General features: G+C 68.7%; 15 protein-coding genes and 3 pseudogenes. 5 read left to right on the forward strand and 13 right to left on the reverse strand.

Translation table 11 applies throughout. The annotated features are described in order from the left end of the window. Position 1 precedes the first annotated feature (1 nt). Positions 2-589 carry a GNAT family N-acetyltransferase gene (locus BG28_RS04005; protein ID WP_036474450.1) on the forward strand — a complete coding sequence of 196 codons (588 nt, stop codon included), beginning with the start codon at positions 2-4 and terminating at the stop codon, positions 587-589. Between the two features lie 80 nt (positions 590-669). After that, positions 670-1,580, forward strand: a pseudogene (locus BG28_RS04010) (3-methyladenine DNA glycosylase). 68 nt (positions 1,581-1,648) lie between these two features. Here BG28_RS04010 and BG28_RS16480 read toward each other — a convergent pair. The 3 genes and pseudogenes from BG28_RS16480 to BG28_RS04020 all read right to left on the reverse strand — a co-directional run bounded on the left by BG28_RS16480 (position 1,649) and on the right by BG28_RS04020 (position 3,014). Continuing rightward, complete coding sequence (locus BG28_RS16480) at positions 1,649-1,777, reverse strand: hypothetical protein (RefSeq protein ID WP_255342472.1); 129 nt, start codon at positions 1,775-1,777, stop codon at positions 1,649-1,651. A 302-nt stretch (positions 1,778-2,079) separates the two neighbouring features. After that, positions 2,080-2,310 (reverse strand): annotated as a pseudogene (locus BG28_RS16100) (NAD(P)-binding domain-containing protein); the annotation flags it as partial. 251 nt (positions 2,311-2,561) lie between these two features. Further along, entirely contained in the window at positions 2,562-3,014 is a 453-nt protein-coding gene (locus tag BG28_RS04020; RefSeq protein WP_051500961.1) for a YchJ family protein, read from the reverse strand. 358 nt (positions 3,015-3,372) lie between these two features. Between BG28_RS04020 and purS the strand changes: the two genes are divergently transcribed. The 3 genes from purS to purL are packed head-to-tail and all read left to right on the forward strand — an operon-like array spanning position 3,373 to position 6,781. Beyond that, positions 3,373-3,633 carry a phosphoribosylformylglycinamidine synthase subunit PurS gene (purS, locus tag BG28_RS04025; protein WP_036474452.1) on the forward strand — a complete coding sequence of 87 codons (261 nt, stop codon included), beginning with the start codon at positions 3,373-3,375 and terminating at the stop codon, positions 3,631-3,633. Beyond that, positions 3,630-4,409 (forward strand): phosphoribosylformylglycinamidine synthase subunit PurQ, encoded by a 780-nt coding sequence (gene purQ, locus BG28_RS04030; protein WP_036474453.1) that lies wholly within the window; start codon positions 3,630-3,632, stop codon positions 4,407-4,409. Before purS ends, purQ begins: the two co-directional genes overlap by 4 nt. An 11-nt stretch (positions 4,410-4,420) precedes the next feature. Further along, on the forward strand, positions 4,421-6,781 hold the full coding sequence (purL, locus tag BG28_RS04035; RefSeq protein ID WP_152539202.1) for a phosphoribosylformylglycinamidine synthase subunit PurL: 2,361 nt from the start codon (positions 4,421-4,423) through the stop codon (positions 6,779-6,781). A gap of 112 nt (positions 6,782-6,893) precedes the next feature. Here the strand turns inward: purL and BG28_RS04040 are convergent, their stop codons facing one another. The 10 genes and pseudogenes from BG28_RS04040 to BG28_RS04085 all read right to left on the reverse strand — a co-directional run bounded on the left by BG28_RS04040 (position 6,894) and on the right by BG28_RS04085 (position 15,994). Further along, positions 6,894-7,847, reverse strand: a complete 954-nt coding sequence (locus BG28_RS04040) for an L-lactate dehydrogenase (protein WP_036474454.1) — start codon at positions 7,845-7,847, stop codon at positions 6,894-6,896. Between the two features lie 127 nt (positions 7,848-7,974). Further along, positions 7,975-8,328 carry a VOC family protein gene (locus BG28_RS04045; RefSeq protein ID WP_036474455.1) on the reverse strand — a complete coding sequence of 118 codons (354 nt, stop codon included), beginning with the start codon at positions 8,326-8,328 and terminating at the stop codon, positions 7,975-7,977. Between the two features lie 75 nt (positions 8,329-8,403). Beyond that, positions 8,404-9,195, reverse strand: coding sequence for an amino acid ABC transporter ATP-binding protein (locus BG28_RS04050; RefSeq protein WP_036474456.1), 792 nt, complete (start codon positions 9,193-9,195; stop codon positions 8,404-8,406). After that, a complete protein-coding gene (locus tag BG28_RS04055; RefSeq protein ID WP_200869290.1) occupies positions 9,182-9,856 on the reverse strand; it encodes an amino acid ABC transporter permease in 675 nt (224 codons plus the stop codon). The genes BG28_RS04050 and BG28_RS04055 overlap by 14 nt, the downstream gene beginning before the upstream one ends. Before the next feature lie 82 nt (positions 9,857-9,938). Beyond that, the gene (locus BG28_RS04060; protein WP_036474457.1) at positions 9,939-10,766 is read right to left on the reverse strand and encodes an amino acid ABC transporter substrate-binding protein; all 828 of its coding nucleotides are present in this window, start codon (positions 10,764-10,766) and stop codon (positions 9,939-9,941) included. Between the two features lie 134 nt (positions 10,767-10,900). Next, positions 10,901-11,580: pseudogene (locus BG28_RS04065) on the reverse strand (MetQ/NlpA family ABC transporter substrate-binding protein). A gap of 317 nt (positions 11,581-11,897) precedes the next feature. Beyond that, on the reverse strand, positions 11,898-12,575 hold the full coding sequence (locus BG28_RS04070; protein WP_036474458.1) for a methionine ABC transporter permease: 678 nt from the start codon (positions 12,573-12,575) through the stop codon (positions 11,898-11,900). Continuing rightward, complete coding sequence (locus BG28_RS04075) at positions 12,572-13,384, reverse strand: methionine ABC transporter ATP-binding protein (protein ID WP_036474459.1); 813 nt, start codon at positions 13,382-13,384, stop codon at positions 12,572-12,574. The genes BG28_RS04070 and BG28_RS04075 overlap by 4 nt, the downstream gene beginning before the upstream one ends. Positions 13,385-13,420: 36 nt before the next feature. Then, positions 13,421-13,891 carry a flavodoxin domain-containing protein gene (locus tag BG28_RS04080; protein ID WP_051500963.1) on the reverse strand — a complete coding sequence of 157 codons (471 nt, stop codon included), beginning with the start codon at positions 13,889-13,891 and terminating at the stop codon, positions 13,421-13,423. 108 nt (positions 13,892-13,999) lie between these two features. Beyond that, complete coding sequence (locus BG28_RS04085) at positions 14,000-15,994, reverse strand: NHL domain-containing thioredoxin family protein (protein ID WP_036474460.1); 1,995 nt, start codon at positions 15,992-15,994, stop codon at positions 14,000-14,002. Positions 15,995-16,017: the final 23 nt, after the last annotated feature.

The raw sequence follows: 16,017 nt of genomic DNA on the forward strand, positions 1-16,017 counted from the left end.
CATGGGCACCGAGGTGCGCCCCGCCGTCGGGCGCTTCGAGGACTTCTATGAGGTCCTCGGGGTGAAGAAGCCCGGCGGTCGGGGGTGCTGGTGCATGTCCTATCGCGACTCCCGGGTCGCGAATCCGGATCGGCCGGCCTTCATGGAGGAGCTCTGCCGCACCGAGCCCGGCCCGGGGGTGATCGCCTTCGTCGACGACACCCCGGCGGGCTGGTGCTCGGTGGCGCCGCGCAGCAGCTACCGACGGCTGATGAACTCCCGGACCATCCCCTTCCTCGATGACCGGGACCCCTGGTCGGTGGTCTGTTTCGTGGTTCGTCCAGGATTCCGACGGCGAGGGCTGATGCATGATCTGCTCGCCGGCGCCGTGGCGCACGCCGCCGAGCACGGGGCGAGCGTCCTCGAGGGCTACCCGATGGAGCTCGAGGAGGGCAGAAGAGTGGATGTGATCAGCGGCTACGTCGGCACCACGGAGCTCTTCGCGGCCCATGGCTTCGAGGTCGCCGGACCGACCACCGCGCACAGCGGACACCGGCCGCGCTGGATCATGCGCCGGGAGCTGGACGGGCCGAAGACCCGCTCGGAATAGGCGACTCAAGCACACAGGCGGCAGGTGTACCCTTTACGGGTTCCCTGCCGCCTGCGCACTTGGTACGAGTGATATACCCGATGGTAACCGAAACACCAGCTTCTCTTGAGGCAACACACGGCTTGACGGTGATTCCTGAACCCGAGCACCGTGAGCGCGCCATCACGCACCAGGCCTCAGTGGACCGGCTCACCGAGGACTTCCTGGCACGCCGCCATGCCGGCGCGAAGCACCCGGTGGAGGACTTCCTCTTCACCTACTACTCCCACTCCCCCGGCAAGCTCTCGCGCTGGCACCCCGGTGTGGGATTCCTGCTCGAGGGTGCACAGGACACCGAGCGGTCCGGCTGGAAGCATTACCGCAGCGCGCCTTCGGGAGTGACCCTCGACGTCGAGGCTTCCGCCAGGACCGGGCCTCGATGATCGGATTCGCCCGGCGCCTGTTGAGCACGACGGCGGCGACACCGGCCCAGCTGGGATGCTTCGGTCTGCACGAGTGGGCCATGGTCTATAGATCGGTGGAACACGGCCAGCGCCATGACCAGGTTCCGCTGCGCCTCGGTGCCGCCGGGACCGATGAGGTAGTGGAGGCGGCGAACATCCGCTGCACCCATTTCGACGCCTACCGCTTCTACACGCCCTCGGCGCGACCGCTCAATGCGCTGGAGCCGACCCGCGAATCGCAGACCCGGATGGAGCAGCCGGGCTGTCTGCACGCCAATATGGACCTCTACAAATGGGCCTATAAGCTCATCCCCGCGGTCAGCAGCGACCTGCTGCTGGAGTGCTTCGACCTCGCCTCACGGATTCGCCGACTCGATATGCGCGCCTCGCCCTATGATTTGAGCGACTGGGGCTACGAGCCGGTCCCGATCGAGACCCCCGCCGGCCGGGCGGCCTACGCCCGGGCACAGAAAGGCTTCGCCGAGGAGTCGCAGATGCTGCGCGGGAAGCTGCTCGCGGTGCTGGACCAGCTCGAGGCGCCGCTCTGATGCCGGAGGGCCCAGGTCTGATCAGGCGGATGCAAGAGCGCCTGATCAGACCGTGACCAAGGACCTGCTCAGGCGCTGGCGAGCACCCGGCCGCATTCGCTGAGCAGATCCTGCATCCGCGCGGCGTCGTGCCGGCCGTTGAAGATCTCGGTGCCGTTCTCGAACGCCCGGCCGGCCGCGAGCGGTCCGGCGTCCACGGCGTCGTAGCCAGAGAGTCCACGAAATCCTGGACCAGGGCCTTGGCCGCTGCATCATCCCCGGCGACCGCGAGCGCCCGGCGCTGCGGGTCTCCGACGGGATAGGAGTCGATCTCGAGATCGCCGTAGCCGATGTGGTTCAGCGTCTTGACCACCCGGGCAGCACCGAGGAACTCCGCGATGACCTCACTGGTGCTCACACCGGTCTCGAACTCGTCCATGAACCCGTCCACCGGTGCCCAGTAGTTCATGGTGTCGATGACGACCTGGTCTCGCAGCACGGTGGTATCGATGCTGCGGTACTTGTGCAGCGGCACCGCCAGCACGATGATGTCCGCGCCGCGCAGCTCCTCACGATCCACCGCGACGGCGCCGGGGACGATCACCTCGGTGAGCAGCGCGATGTCCGCGGCCGGCTTGGCCGTTGCGATCTTCACGGTATGACCGGCGCGCACGGCCTGGCGAGCCACAGCGGTGCCGACCCGGCCTGCACCGAGCACTCCGATGGTCAGTGGCGTCTGCGTCATAGTCATCCCGTCCCTCGGCCAACGGTGGCCGATTCTTCAAAAACTGAAAGATTTCGCCTTCCATAACGTGAGGACGCAGAGATTTGTTCCACCGGCGGCTCGCCGGTTCCGTGCAGGCCTTGCATCACCAGGGAATCGGCCAGCCCAGAGGCTCCCAGTACTGCTGCTCGAGTCATGGTCATGCCCCGGTCCTCCGCCCGCTGGATCCCTCGACGTTTCGCCTGCTGTAGACGCCCACCCCGAGGATCGTCTGGGATTCAGCCCAGATCACCATCCACGTAGAGCCATTGACCCGACTCGCGCCGGAACCGGCTGAGCTCATGCAACCTGCCCCTGGCGCCGTGATCACCGTCCCCCGAGTAGGTGGCCACGAACTCCACCGTCCCGGCGTCGTGGAACGGGCCGCCCGCCGTCGTTCCCAGGATGCTCAACCGAGTCCATTGAGGACCCGGCGCGTAGAGGTCGCTCAGCGCGGGGCGGGTCTCGGCGGCCCAGGTCCGGTGCAGGAATCCGCCGAAGCGTCCCGGGTCGCTGTTGAGCAGCGCGTTCGCGGTGTAGCGGGAACGCATCAGTGCCTCGGCGGTGGGGGCGGGTGCGCCGAGGTGAAGGCGTTCACAGCACTGGGGGTAGCGTTCGCCGGATCCACAGGGGCAGCGCGGCGCAGCGTCGGGCTGGGCGGCGGGAGGCTGGGATCGCGGGACCTGTGTCATCTCACCAGCATCTCACCCGGCTCCCCCGGCTCCCCCGGGCTGTCCCGGCTCCCCCGGCCATTCCTGGGGCGAATACGGGTGCTCCACAGGCGAAATACTCCAAGATTCAACCCGTTTGCGCCCCAGCGATCGCAGCTGCCCCCGCAAGCGCCCGCAAGCGCGCCCACAAGCACCCGTTTGCGCCCCTGCGCCCGCAAGCGCCCGCACCCGCGGGCACCCGGTAGACTGATCCGGCAAGCTCGCGGAGCGTGCCGCCGTCGTCCCCAGCCGTGCTGATCCGGACAGGCGCGGCGCGTGAGACGGCACCTGAAAGCGGTCCCGCGGGCTCATCCACCCGCACCATCGCACAGGAGAACCTATGCCGCGCATCATCGTCGAGGTCATGCCCAAGCCAGAGATTCTTGATCCGCAGGGCAAGGCCATCGCCTCCGCGCTGCCGCACCTGGGATTCACCGACTTCTCCGGCGTCCGCCAGGGCAAGCGCTTCGAGCTCACCGTCGACGGTGAAATCACCGAGCAGATCCTGGCCAGCGCCCGCACCGCCGCGGCCGAGATGCTCTCGAACCCGGTGATCGAAGACGTGATCAGCGTGCGCGTCGATGATGAGGACGCTGCATGAGCACGGAGACTCCTCTGATCGGGGACTTCCACGCCGCCCCGGCCGCGAACCCGCTGGGTGGGGCCCGCATCGGCGTCGTCACCTTCCCCGGCACCCTCGACGATCGCGATGCCGCCCGCGCCATCCGCCTCGGCGGCGGGACTGCCGTTCCGCTCTGGCACGCCGATGAGTCGCTGCAGAACGTGGACGCCATCGTGCTTCCCGGCGGCTTCTCCTACGGGGACTACCTGCGCGCCGGCGCCATCGCCCGCTTCGCGCCGATGATGAACAAGATCATCGCCGCCGCCACCGCCGCCTCGGGCACCCGGCTTCCGGTGCTGGGGATCTGCAACGGCTTCCAGATGCTCACCGAATCCCACCTGCTGCCCGGCTCCATGGTGAAGAACGATCACCTGAAGTTCCTCTGCCGTGACCAGGTGCTGCGCGTGGAGAACACCTCCACCCCGTGGACCTCGCAGTTCACCGAGGACGAGCTGATCGCCGTCCCGCTGAAGAACCAGGACGGCCAGTACCTCGCTGATCCGGCCACCCTTGAGGCGCTCGAGGCCGAGGGCCGCGTGGTCTTCCGCTATGTGGGAGAGAACCCGAACGGCTCACGCAACGGCATCGCCGGCGTGACCAACGAGACGCACAACGTGGTGGGCCTCATGCCGCACCCCGAGCACGCCGTGGAAGCCGGCTACGGTCCCGATGACGCCACCGGGATGCGCAGCGGCACCGACGGACTGACCATCTTCACCTCCGTGATCGCATCTCTTGCCGGAGGTGCCCAGTGAGCGAGCCGACCGTGACTGAAAAAGAATTCAACATCGACACCGTGGAGCACGCCTCCACCACCCCGGACACCGATCTGCCCTGGGCGGCGCTCGGCCTGAAGTCCGACGAATATGACCGGATCGTGAAGATCCTGGGTCGGCGACCGACGGCGGCCGAGCTGGCCATGTATTCGGTGATGTGGTCCGAGCACTGCTCGTACAAGTCCTCCAAGGTCCACCTGCGTCAGTTCGGCGAGAAGGTCACCGAGGAGATGAAGAAGGACCTGATGGTCGGCATCGGCGAGAACGCCGGCGTGACGAACCTCGGCGACGGCTGGGCCGTCACCTTCAAGATCGAGTCGCACAACCACCCCAGCTTCGTGGAGCCCTACCAGGGCGCCGCCACCGGCGTCGGCGGGATCGTGCGCGACATCATCTCCATGGGCGCCCGTCCGGTCGCGGTGATGGACCCGCTGCGCTTCGGCGACATCGACCACCCTGACACCTTGCGAGTGCTGCCCGGCGTGGTCTCGGGCATCGGCGGCTACGGCAACTCCCTGGGCCTGCCCAATATCGGCGGCGAGGTCGTCTTCGACTCCGTCTACCAGGACAACCCGCTGGTCAACGCGCTGGCCGTAGGCGTGATGCGCCACGAGGACATCCGCCTGGCCAACGCCTCGGGCGTGGGCAACAAGGTGGTGCTCTTCGGTGCGCGCACCGGTGGCGACGGGATCGGCGGCGCCTCGGTGCTCGCCTCCGAGTCCTTCGACGACTCCAAGCCCTCCAAGCGCCCGGCCGTGCAGGTCGGGGACCCCTTCGCCGAGAAGGTGCTCATCGAGTGCTGCCTCGAGCTCTTCCACGCCGAGCTGGTCGAGGGCATCCAGGACCTTGGCGCCGCAGGGATCTCCTGCGCCACCTCCGAGCTGGCCTCCAACGGCGAGGGCGGGATGCACGTGGAGCTCACGAAGGTGCTGCTGCGCGACCCCACGCTGACCCCGGGCGAGATCCTGATGTCGGAGTCCCAGGAGCGCATGATGGCCGTGGTCACCCCGGCCAACGCCGCGGAGTTCGAGCGCGTCATGGCCAAATGGGAGGTCGAGTACTCCTGGCTGGGCGAGGTCACCGACACCGGCCGGCTGATCATCGAATGGGACGGCGAGACCATCGTCGACGTGGACCCGCGCACCGTGGCCCACGACGGCCCGGTCTATGAGCGGCCCTACCACCGCCCCGAGTGGCAGGACGCGCTGCAGGCCGACACCTTCCGCTCCTCGGCGGCCGGGGCGAACCTTCCCGAGACCGCGCAGGAGCTCGGCGGCGCGGTCGTGGACCTGATGACCAGCCCGAACATGGCGGACGTCTCCTGGATCACCGACCAGTTCGATCGCTTCGTCGGCGGCAACACCGCGCTCTCGCAGCCCGATGACTCCGGCGTGATCCGGGTGGACGAGGAGACCGGGCTCGGCGTCGGGCTCTCCACCGACGCCAACGCCCGGTATGCCTACCTGGATCCCTACGCCGGGGCGCAGCTGGCGCTGGCCGAGTCCTACCGGAACGTGGCCACCTCGGGCGCGATCCCGATGGCGGTCTCGGACTGCCTGAACTTCGGCTCCCCCGAGGACCCGGAGGTCATGTGGCAGTTCGCCGAGGCCGTGCGCGGTCTCGCCGACGGCTGCCAGGAGCTCGGCGTCCCGGTCACCGGAGGCAACGTCTCGCTGTACAACCAGACCGCGGGCCGGGCCATCCACCCCACCCCGGTGGTGGGCGTGCTCGGGAAGTTCGACGACGTCGCCCGGCGCACCCCCTCGGGCTTCGAGCGCTGGGCCGACGGCCAGGCGATCTACCTGCTGGGCACCACCGGGGACGAGCTCGACGGCTCCGAGTTCGCCCGCGGCCGCGACCACCTGGGCGGGCTGCCGCCGAAGGTGGACCTGAAGGCTGAGAAGATGCTCGGTGAGATCCTGATCAACGCCTCCCGCGACGGCATGATCGACGCCGCCCACGACCTCTCCGAGGGCGGGCTCGCCGCCGGACTGGCCGAGATGGCCCTTCGCTTCGGCGTCGGCGCGCGGGTGGCGGTGGACGGGATCTGCGAGCGCGACGGCGTGGATCCCTTCACCGCGCTCTTCAGTGAGTCCCAGGCCCGCGCCCTGGTCGCGCTGCCGCGCTCAGAAGAGCTGCGCTTCACCGATATGACCTCGGCACGGGGCTTCCCCGCGCTGCGCCTCGGCGTGGTGGATGCCAGCTCCGGGGACCTCGAGGTGGCCGGACCGTATCAGGGCGGCAGCTTCACGCTGGGCCTGGACGAGCTGCGAGAGGCCTGGAGCGCGGTGATCCCGTCACGCTTCGCCACGCTGGGCGAGGCCACCGAGGCGATCCGGCAGGAGAAGTAGCTCCGGAGCCGCCGCGGCAGCACAGTCAGGACTGGCCCGAGCAGGGACGAACAGACCGCCCCAGGCATCCGCCGGGGGCGGTCTGTTCGACTTTGCCATGTCCCGCCTCGGCTCAGATCCTCAGCGAGGCCTGCACCTTCGCCAGCGCCCGCGCGGAGTCACGCAGCGCCTCGGTCTCCTCCGCGGAGAACGGGGTGGTCGTCACCGGGCGCACCCCGCTGGCGGAGACCACGCTGGGGATAGACAGCGCCACGCCGCCGATGTCGAGGAATCCCTCGAGCACGCTGCTGACCGGCAGGATCGCGTGCTCGTCGCCCAGCACCGCCTCCACGATCCGCGCCGCGGAGAGCCCGATCGCGTAATTGGTCGCGCCCTTGCCCGCGATGACCTGGTAGGCGGCGTTGCGCACCTCATCGGAGAGGGTCTCGAGCTCCGCGGCGTCGAACACCCGCTGCCCGTCGCGCTCCCAGTCCAGCAGCGGGGTCACCCCGATGCTGGCGGCGGACCAGAGCGGGAACTCGGTGTCCCCGTGCTCCCCCACGATGTGGGCGTGCACGCTGGACTGCGCGACACCGGCGCGCTGGGCCAGCTTCCAGCGCAGCCGTGCGGTGTCCAGCACGGTCCCGGAGGAGAACACCCGGCTGCTGGGCAGCCCGGTGATCTGCTGTGCGGCCACGGTGAGCACATCGCAGGGATTGGTGACCAAAAGGTAGACCGCATCCGGGGCCCGCTCGAGCAGCTTCGGGAGCATGCTGCGCAGGATCTCCACATTGGTGCCGGCCAGGTCCAGTCGGGTCTGCCCGGGGTGCTGCTTGGCACCGGCGGTGATCACCACGACGTCGGCGCCCTCCACATGCCTCAGGTCCGCGCCGCCGTCGATGTCCGAGGAACCGGTGAACTGGCTGCCGTGGGCGAGGTCGAGGACCTCGGCCTCGACCCGGGCGGCGTCGATGTCATAGAGCCGCACATGCCGGGCGGAGCCGCGGATCATGGCCGCATAGGCGGTGGCGGTGCCGACGCTGCCGGCACCCACGATGGCCAGGGTGGAGTTCTCGATGAGGCTCATGGGATCAGCCTGCCACAGCGCGGCGAAGCCGAACAGAGGCCGTCATCGAATATGGCCGGCACGACCCGGGTCAGTGCCGGCAGAGACAGTCAGTGCCAACCGAGACGGTCAGTGCCAGCAGAGTCGGTCAGTGCCAACAGAGACAGAACGGGTGCCCCGCAGGATCGGCGTAGACGTTGAACCGCTGGTCTCCGGTGGCCATCTGCAGCACCTCCGCGCCCAGCCCGATGACCTCGGTGTGCGCGGACGTGATGTCCTCGACGTCGAGGTCAAGGTGGATCTGCTGGGGCAGCCCCTGGGGCCACTGCGGGGGCCGGTGATCCGGCGCGCTCTGCACCGCCACCGGAGCGGCTCCGGCGACGACGACGGTGTGCCAGTCCGTTTCGGCGCGCACCTGGCCGCCCAGCATCCTGGCCCAGAAGCTGCTCTCGGCCTCCAGGTCGGCGGCATCGAAGACGACGGTCTGCGCGGTGATCCTCATGGGGGCCAGTCTCCGCCGGGCCGGGTGCCCGGTCAAGAGGCGGCCTTGGCCAGCTTCAGTCGGCTGCCGCGTCGCTCAGAACGGGTTGAGCAGCCGGTGCACGAACGCCCGGGTGCGCTCCTGCTTCGGCGCGCGCAGCACGTCCTGCGCCGGGCCCTGCTCCACGACCACTCCGCCGTCCATGAAGACCACGGTGTCGGCCACCTCGCGGGCGAAGGCGAGCTCGTGGGTCACCAGGACCATGGTCCAGCCCTCCTCGGCGAGCTCCTTGATCACGGTGAGCACGTCGCCGACCAGCTCGGGGTCCAGCGCCGAGGTCGGCTCGTCGAAGAGCAGCAGCGCGGGCTGCTGGGCCAGCGCGCGCACGATCCCCACGCGCTGCTGCTGACCTCCGGAGAGCTGATGCGGGTAGTCGTCGCGCTTCTCGGCGAGACCGACCCGCTCCAGCAGTCGTTCGGCCTCGGCGATCGCCTCGGCCTTGGGGCGCTTCTGGACCTGGATCGGGCCCTCGGTGACGTTCTGCAGCACGGTCTTGTGCGGGAAGAGGTTGTAGCCCTGGAAGACCATCGCCGAGCGGGTCCGCAGCGACTCCTTCTCTCGTCGGGTGGTCTTCGCGGTGAAGCTCACAGCGGGTCCTTCAGAGAACTCCACGGTGCCGGCGTCGGGCTGTTCCAGGCCGTTGAGGCAGCGCAGCACCGTGGTCTTGCCGGAGCCTGAGGGCCCGACGAGCGCGAGCACCTGACCGGCCTGGACGCTGAGATCGATGGAGCGCAGCACCTCGTTGTCCCCGAAGGACTTCTTCAACCCGGAGACGCGCAGCAGCGGATCGGTGAGGGTGGCGGCTGGTGCGGGATCAACGGGCGACATAGCGGTCCAATCTGCGCTCCAGGCGGTCCTGCACGGTGGAGAGCACCAGGCAGAACACCCAGTAGATCACGGCGGCCTCCACGTAGAGCAGCATGAACTCCCGGCTGAACGCGGCCACCTCCTGGGCCACCCGGAACATCTCGGTGACCAGGATCAGCGAGGCCAACGAGGTGTCCTTGACCAGGGAGATGAAGGTGTTCGACAGCGGGGGCACCGAGACCCGGGCCGCCTGCGGCAGGATCAGCCGCCGCAGGGTCTGGCCGCGGGACATCCCGATGGTGTATCCGGCCTCCCACTGGCCCTTGGGCACCGAGAGGATCGCCGCACGAATGACCTCGGCGGCGTATCCGCCGACGTTCATCGAGAACGCGATCACCGCGCTGGGCCAGGGGTCGATGGTGACTCCGATGGAGGGCAGGCCGAAGAAGATCACGAACAGCTGCACCAGCAGCGGGGTGCCGCGGATCACCGAGATATAGGCCCGCGCGACTCCTGCGAGCAGCCGGTTGCCGCTGATCCGCATCAGTGCGAGCATCAGGGCCAGCGCCAGTCCGACCGTGAAGCTGGCCAGGGTCAGCGGGATGGTCCCGGTCAGGCCCCCGCGCAGCAGCGGCCAGAACGAGTCGATGGCCAGCTGCCAGTCGATGTCGGGCAGTTCCATCAGGACCGCCCCGCTCCCTGTCCCACCGGGTCAGACAGGATCGCGTCAGGGTTCATCGCCTCAAGGGCCGTTGCGGCGCTGATCATCCGGTGACGTCGGCGCCGAAGTACTTCTCGGAGATCTCGGTGAGCGTGCCGTCCTCGGCCAGGGCGGCCAGCGCCTCGTCCACGGCCTCGACCAGGGATTCGCTGCCCTGCCGGAAGGTCAGCGCCGCCTGTGACTGATCCTCGGTCTCGGCGGCGATCTTGATGTTCTCGTTGCCCTCGGTCTCCTGGTAGTCCAGGTAGGTGAGCTTGTCGTTGATGGTCGCATCCACCCGGCCCTGCTCCAACAGGGTCACCGACTGGGCCCAGCCCTCGACCGCCTCGACCTCGGCGCCGGACTCTCGGGCGAGGTCGTTCCAGTTCGAGGTCAGCGACTGCGCGGTGGTGGCGCCGTCGAGGTCCTCGAAGCTGGTGATCTCCTCGTTCTCTGCCAGGGTCACGATCACGCCGTTGGACACGGTGTAGGGCGCGGAGAACAGGTAGCTCTCCTCGCGGTCCTCGGTGATCGAGACCTGGTTGGCGATCACGTCGAAGCGCGCCGATTCCAGGCCGGCGAACATCGCGTCCCACTGGGTCTCCTCGAACTCCGCCTCCACCCCGAGCTCCTCGGCCACCGCGGTGACGATCTCGACGTCGTAGCCGGTCAGCTCGCCGGCGCCGCCCTCGTGGAAGCTGAACGGACGGTAGGTGCCCTCGGTGCCCACGGTGAGCGTGCCAGACTCCTGCACCTCTTCCAGGGTCAGCCCCGAGGCCGACTCCTCCGCGGGCGCGTCGTCCTGCTGCGCCTCCTCGCCACCGCCGCAGGAGGCCAGCGTCAGGGCCGCAGCGGCAGAGAGGGCGAGGGTGGAGAGCAGGCGGGTGGTCATAGGTGATGCCCCTAGGGTGAAGCGTCGGCCAAGGCCGGCGCGTAATGGTCGAGTCATGAACAGGCACAAAACGGTATCATTCGCCCGGCACGGCCCCATGGGCTCTGTTACGCCATACGTCGCCCGGCGCAGCCTCAGAAGGCCGGGATCAGCGTCTCGTCATGCTCATCGACGAGGAAGTCCCGGACCTCGTCGCTGGTCATGGCGCGCTCCAGGGCCTCGATCTTCTCGGAGTCCAGATCACCCTCGCGGGCCACCAGCGAGATCGCGAAGCGCTCGTCGATGTTCTCCTCCACCGCGATGGCGTCCTCCGGGGTCAGTCCGAGGCTGGCGATGTATGTCGGGTAGTTGAAGACCGCAGCGATGCCGTCCTCCTCATAGGCCGAGGTCAGGTTCAGCAGGTCCACCTGGACCCACTCGAGGTCCTTCGGGTTCTCCTCGACGTCGGCGAGGGTGCCTTCGAAGCCGACCCCCTCTGCGAGGGTGATCAGTCCCTGATCGGCCAGGATCGCCAGCGCGCGGCCCTCATTGGACTCGTCGTTGGGCAGCGCGATCTGGGCCCCGTCGGGGATCTCCTCCATCGAGTCGTAGTCCCGGGAGTAGAAGCCGACCCGGGCGTGTAGATCGGCGCGACGACCGCGAGCTCGGCGTCGTGCTCCGCGTTATAGGCCTGCATATAGGGCTGGTGCTGGGCGAAGTTCGCGTCGACCTCACCGTCGGCGAGCAGCCGGTTGTACTGGACGTTGTCGCTGACCTCCACGAGCTCGATGGTGTAGCCGTCCTGCTCCGCGACCTCCGCGGCGCTCGACCACATCGGTCATCGGCGTGGTGTGCGAGGCGACCTGGATCAGCGTGTCCTCACCCTCGGCGCCGCTCTCCCCGGAGGCACAGCCGGCGGTGGCGAAGAGCGCAAGGACGACGGCGGCCCCGCTGAGCGCGCGGACTGGACGGTTCTGCAGTTCGGAAGTCAAGATGCTCCTCGTTCGGGTGGTCGGACCCATGCCGGGCCCGGTGGTTTCAACGACGCCGGGGCGCAGGTTATGCCGGGTCCTCCGGTCCTGCGCCCGCGGCGCCTGAGTCGATCGTGATCTCTCAGCGTGGTCTCTGAGCGAGATGTGTCAGCGTGCTCCCTCAGCGTGACCGGTGGTCCAGCGCCATGGAGAGTCGGGTCCCGAAGGTCTGGATCAGCATCACCAGCACCACGATCACCGCGATGGTCACGTACATGATGTCGTATTCATAGCGCTGGTAGCCGTAGCGGATCGCGAAGTCACCGACCCCGCCGCCGCCCACGACGCCCATGATGGTCGAGTAGGAGATCATCGAGATCGTCACCGTGGTCATCGAGAGCACCAGCCCGGAGCGCGCCTCGGGGTAGAGGAAGCGGGTGACCAGCTGGAACGTGTTGGCGCCCAGGGAATCGGCGAGCTCCACGGTGTCGCGTGGGATGTCCACCAGGGTCTGCTCCACCCAGCGGGCGTAGAGCGCCACGGCGACGAAGGAGAGCGGGACCGCGGCGGCGGTGGTCCCGAAGGAGGTGCCCACCGCCCATCGGGTGAACGGGATCAGCGCCACCACGAAGAGCAGGAACGGCACCGAACGGACCACGTTGACGAAGCCGTTGAGCCCGCTGTAGAGCCAGCCGCGCTCCTTCGGTCCGCCGCGGCGGGCCAGGTACATCCCGGTGCCCATGGGGAGCCCGATCAGCACCGCGGCGAGCAGCGCCCAGCCCAGCATCGCGCCGGTCTCCACGATCGAGGTGACGATCTCGCCCCGGTACTCCCCGAGGCGCTGGGCCAGCTCATTCACTCCTGGTCCCCCTCGAGGTACTTCCGGGCGCGCTCCGAGTAGCTCTCGAAGGACTCGCGGGCCTGCAGGCGCGCGATCTCGGCGATGCCGGTGAGCCGGCCGGACTCCAGGATCGCGGACCGGTCGCAGGCGCCACGGATGACATCGAGCTCGTGGCTGACCAGCAGGATCGAGGTGCCCATCTCGGCGCGCACGCGCACCAGGGTCGCCATGACCTCGTCGGTGTGCTGGCTGTCCAGCGAGGAGGTGGGCTCGTCACAGAGTAGGATGTCCGGCTCATTGACCAGGGCGCGGGCGATCGCCACGCGCTGCTTCTCTCCCCCGCTGAGTTGGGCCGGATGCTTCGACGCCTGGGCTCCCATGTTCACGAAGTCCAGCATCTCCCGGGCCCGGTCCGCCGAGGGGGTGTCGGCACCGGGGCGCCCACGTGAGCCGAGACCTCGCTCTGCCAGCCCCCCGAGCCTTTGGTGCAGGTTCAGCGGCAGCGCCACATTGGCGAGGACGGTCTTGTTCGCCAACAGGTTGAACTGCTGGAAGATCATCCCGATCCGCCGGCGCTGGGCACGTCGGTCCCGCGGACGCAGCGCGGCAAGGTTGACCCCGTTCACGGTGATGGCCCCGGAGCTGGGCAGCTCCAGCGCGTTGACCATGCGCAGCAGCGTGGACTTGCCCGACCCGGACTCCCCGACCACGCCGAAGATCTCGGACTCCCCGACGCTGAGGCTGACCTCGTGCAGCGCGTGGACCGGTCCGCCGCGGCGAGCACCTCGCTGGGTGTAGCTCTTGGTGACCTGATCGAATTCGATCATCGGTGAAGCGGGACTGGAGGTGGGAACAGGATCAGCTCAGACCATAGGCGATGAGCGAGCCGGACCAGTCCTCGATCCCGGGCCAGTCACGGTAGTCCGCGTTCTCCGGCGCCTTGACCACCTTGAGCTGCAGCTTCTCGAAGAAGCTGAGCTTCTCGGCGTCGATGGCACCGCGGAAGTAGGTGCCTCACGGTACGGGTAGCTGCGCAGCGTCTCCGCCAGCTCGGGCTTGAGGCTGGGACCGCCGCCGGAGGCAAAGAGGAACAGCGGCTTGCCGCCGAGCTCGGTGCGATGCGCGTCGAGGAACATCTTCGCGGGCCCCCAGAGCTTGTCCCGGTAGACCGGCAGCCCCATGACCACGTTGTCTGTCTCGAAGAGCCACTGCCCGGCCTCGGAGACGTCCTTGACGTGGGCGGAGACGCCCCGGTTCTTCAGCGTGGCGGCGATATGCTCGCCGATCTCCGCGGTGGACCCGTGTTTGCTCGCAACAACGACCATCGTGGTCATGGTTCATCCGCCCTCTCGCAGAAACTATGGTGCTAATCTGAGCCTATCAACGCCGGTGGCGCTGTGGGAGCGCCGGTGCCACCGAGCTGCCGGGTCACCGAACTCCGGTCACCGAACTCCGCGCAGGTCCAGGGTCAGCTCGCTCTGCGCGCCGGCCTCGAGCGTGACCGGGATGCCCCAGTCCTGCTGATAGAGGTGGCAGGCGGCATGCATCGGGATCTCTTCTCCGGGTGCACCATCGCAGGCCGCGGCCCGGGCCGTGATGTGCAGGACGCCCTCGGTGACCTCCGGGTTCAGCCGCAGCGTGCGGCGCAGCCCCTCGGAGTTCCCGGCGCCCTCGATCAGCAGATGCTCCGGGGAGGAGGAGACCTTCAGCTGGGTGGGGTCACCCCAACGGTCATCGAGCTTCTGACCTGTGGGAGCGGAGAAGCCGATGGACAGCGAGAACTCCCCCGGTGCCACCGCGGTGGCCGGGCGCTGGCTCTGCGCGGCGCCCTCATCCACGGTGAGGTACTCCTGGGGCACCGCGATGCGGACCAGCTCGTGGGCGTTGGTCTCCACCACCAGCAGGCTGGTGCCGTCGGCGTCGAGCAGCACGTCGGAGGGCTCCTTGAGTCCGCGTGCCACGGTGGAGACGCTGGCGGCCACGGTGGTGCCGTCTGCGGCCAGGTGCTCGCCGCGGTAGCGCCGGATTGCGCCGTTATAGGTGTCGGCCAGCAGCACCGAGCCGTCCGGCAGTGCGGTCACCCCGAGAGGGTGCTGCAGCCGGGCCTGCTCGGGGGCGCCGTCGCGGAACCCGAAGTCGAAGAGCCCCTCGCCGATGAGCGTCTCCACGGCTGGGGCCGCTGCCTCGTCCTTGGCCGCTGCGGCGCTCGCGCCGGTGCGGAGCACACGCAGCGAGGAGGTCTCGGAGTCGGCGATCCAGAGGTCCCCGGCGGCGTCCTCGGTGAGTCCGGAAGTCTGGGCGAACCAGGCCTGATCGGCGTGGCCGTCGAGCAGGCCCTCGAGCCCGGTGCCGGCGAAGATCGAGAGCTCCCCGGTGACCGGGTCGAAGGTGAAGATCTGATGCGTGCCGGCCATGGCGATGACCACCAGGCCCAGGGTCTCGGACCACAGCACGTCCCAGGGTGAGGACAGCGAGACGTGGCGCGGGTCGGTGCCCAGGCTGCCGGACTCCACGGCGCCGGTCCGGGCGCGCTCGGCGTCGAGCAGTCGCTGCACGCCGTTGCCGGCCAGAGTGGTGACCTCTCCGGTCTCGGCGTTGATCCCGCGCAGCCGGTGGTTGACCGTATCGGCGACCACGATGTCGTAGCCGACCTGCTGGGCCAGCTCCGCGGGAAGCACGGTCAGTCCCTGCGGCTCGTTGAACCGGGCGGAGTCCGGGTCGCCGTCGTGATGACCCTTCTGCAGGTCCTCTCCCCCGCCCCAGGACCGGACCACGGTCGCCAGGTCCGAGTCGAGCTCCACGATCCGGTGATGACCGGTGTCAGAGACCAGGAAGTGACCTTGCGCGGCCTGGGATCCGCCCAGGTCGCGGGCGACCGGGATGGCCTTGCCCGGGAAGCGCAGGGTGCGCGAGACCGGCTCGGGCGGCACATACGGGCCGTCGCCGCGGTGCAGCGTGCTCTTGGCCTCGTGCTCGGTGACCAGCTCCTCGACCAATGAGGTCAGCCCGGCCACGTGGCCCTCGCCGGCGAGGTTCGCGGCGATGTAGCCCTCCGGGTCGATGACCACCAGGGTCGGCCAGGCGCGGGCTGAGTAGGCCTGCCAGGTCACCAGGTTCGGATCATCCAGGACCGGGTGGGCGATCTCGTAGCGCTCGACGGCGGCGGCGAGCGCGTCGGGATCGGCTTCGTGCTCGAACTTCGGCGAATGCACGCCCACGGTGACCAGGACGTCGCTGAAGCGCTGCTCCAGCGGGCGCAGCTCGTCGAGCACATGCAGGCAGTTGATGCAGCAGAAGGTCCAGAAGTCCAGAATGACGATCTTCCCGCGCAGGTCTTGGAGCGAGACGTCCTTGCCGCCGGTGTTCAGCCAGCCCCGTCCCAGGAGCTCGGAGGCGCGCACCCGCTCGGCACGGCGAATCGTCTCGGTCTGCGTCATGCGGGATCTCCCTTGAGTCGTGC

Source organism: Nesterenkonia sp. AN1, assembly GCF_000582475.1.
GTDB lineage: Bacteria > Actinomycetota > Actinomycetes > Actinomycetales > Micrococcaceae > Nesterenkonia > Nesterenkonia aurantiaca.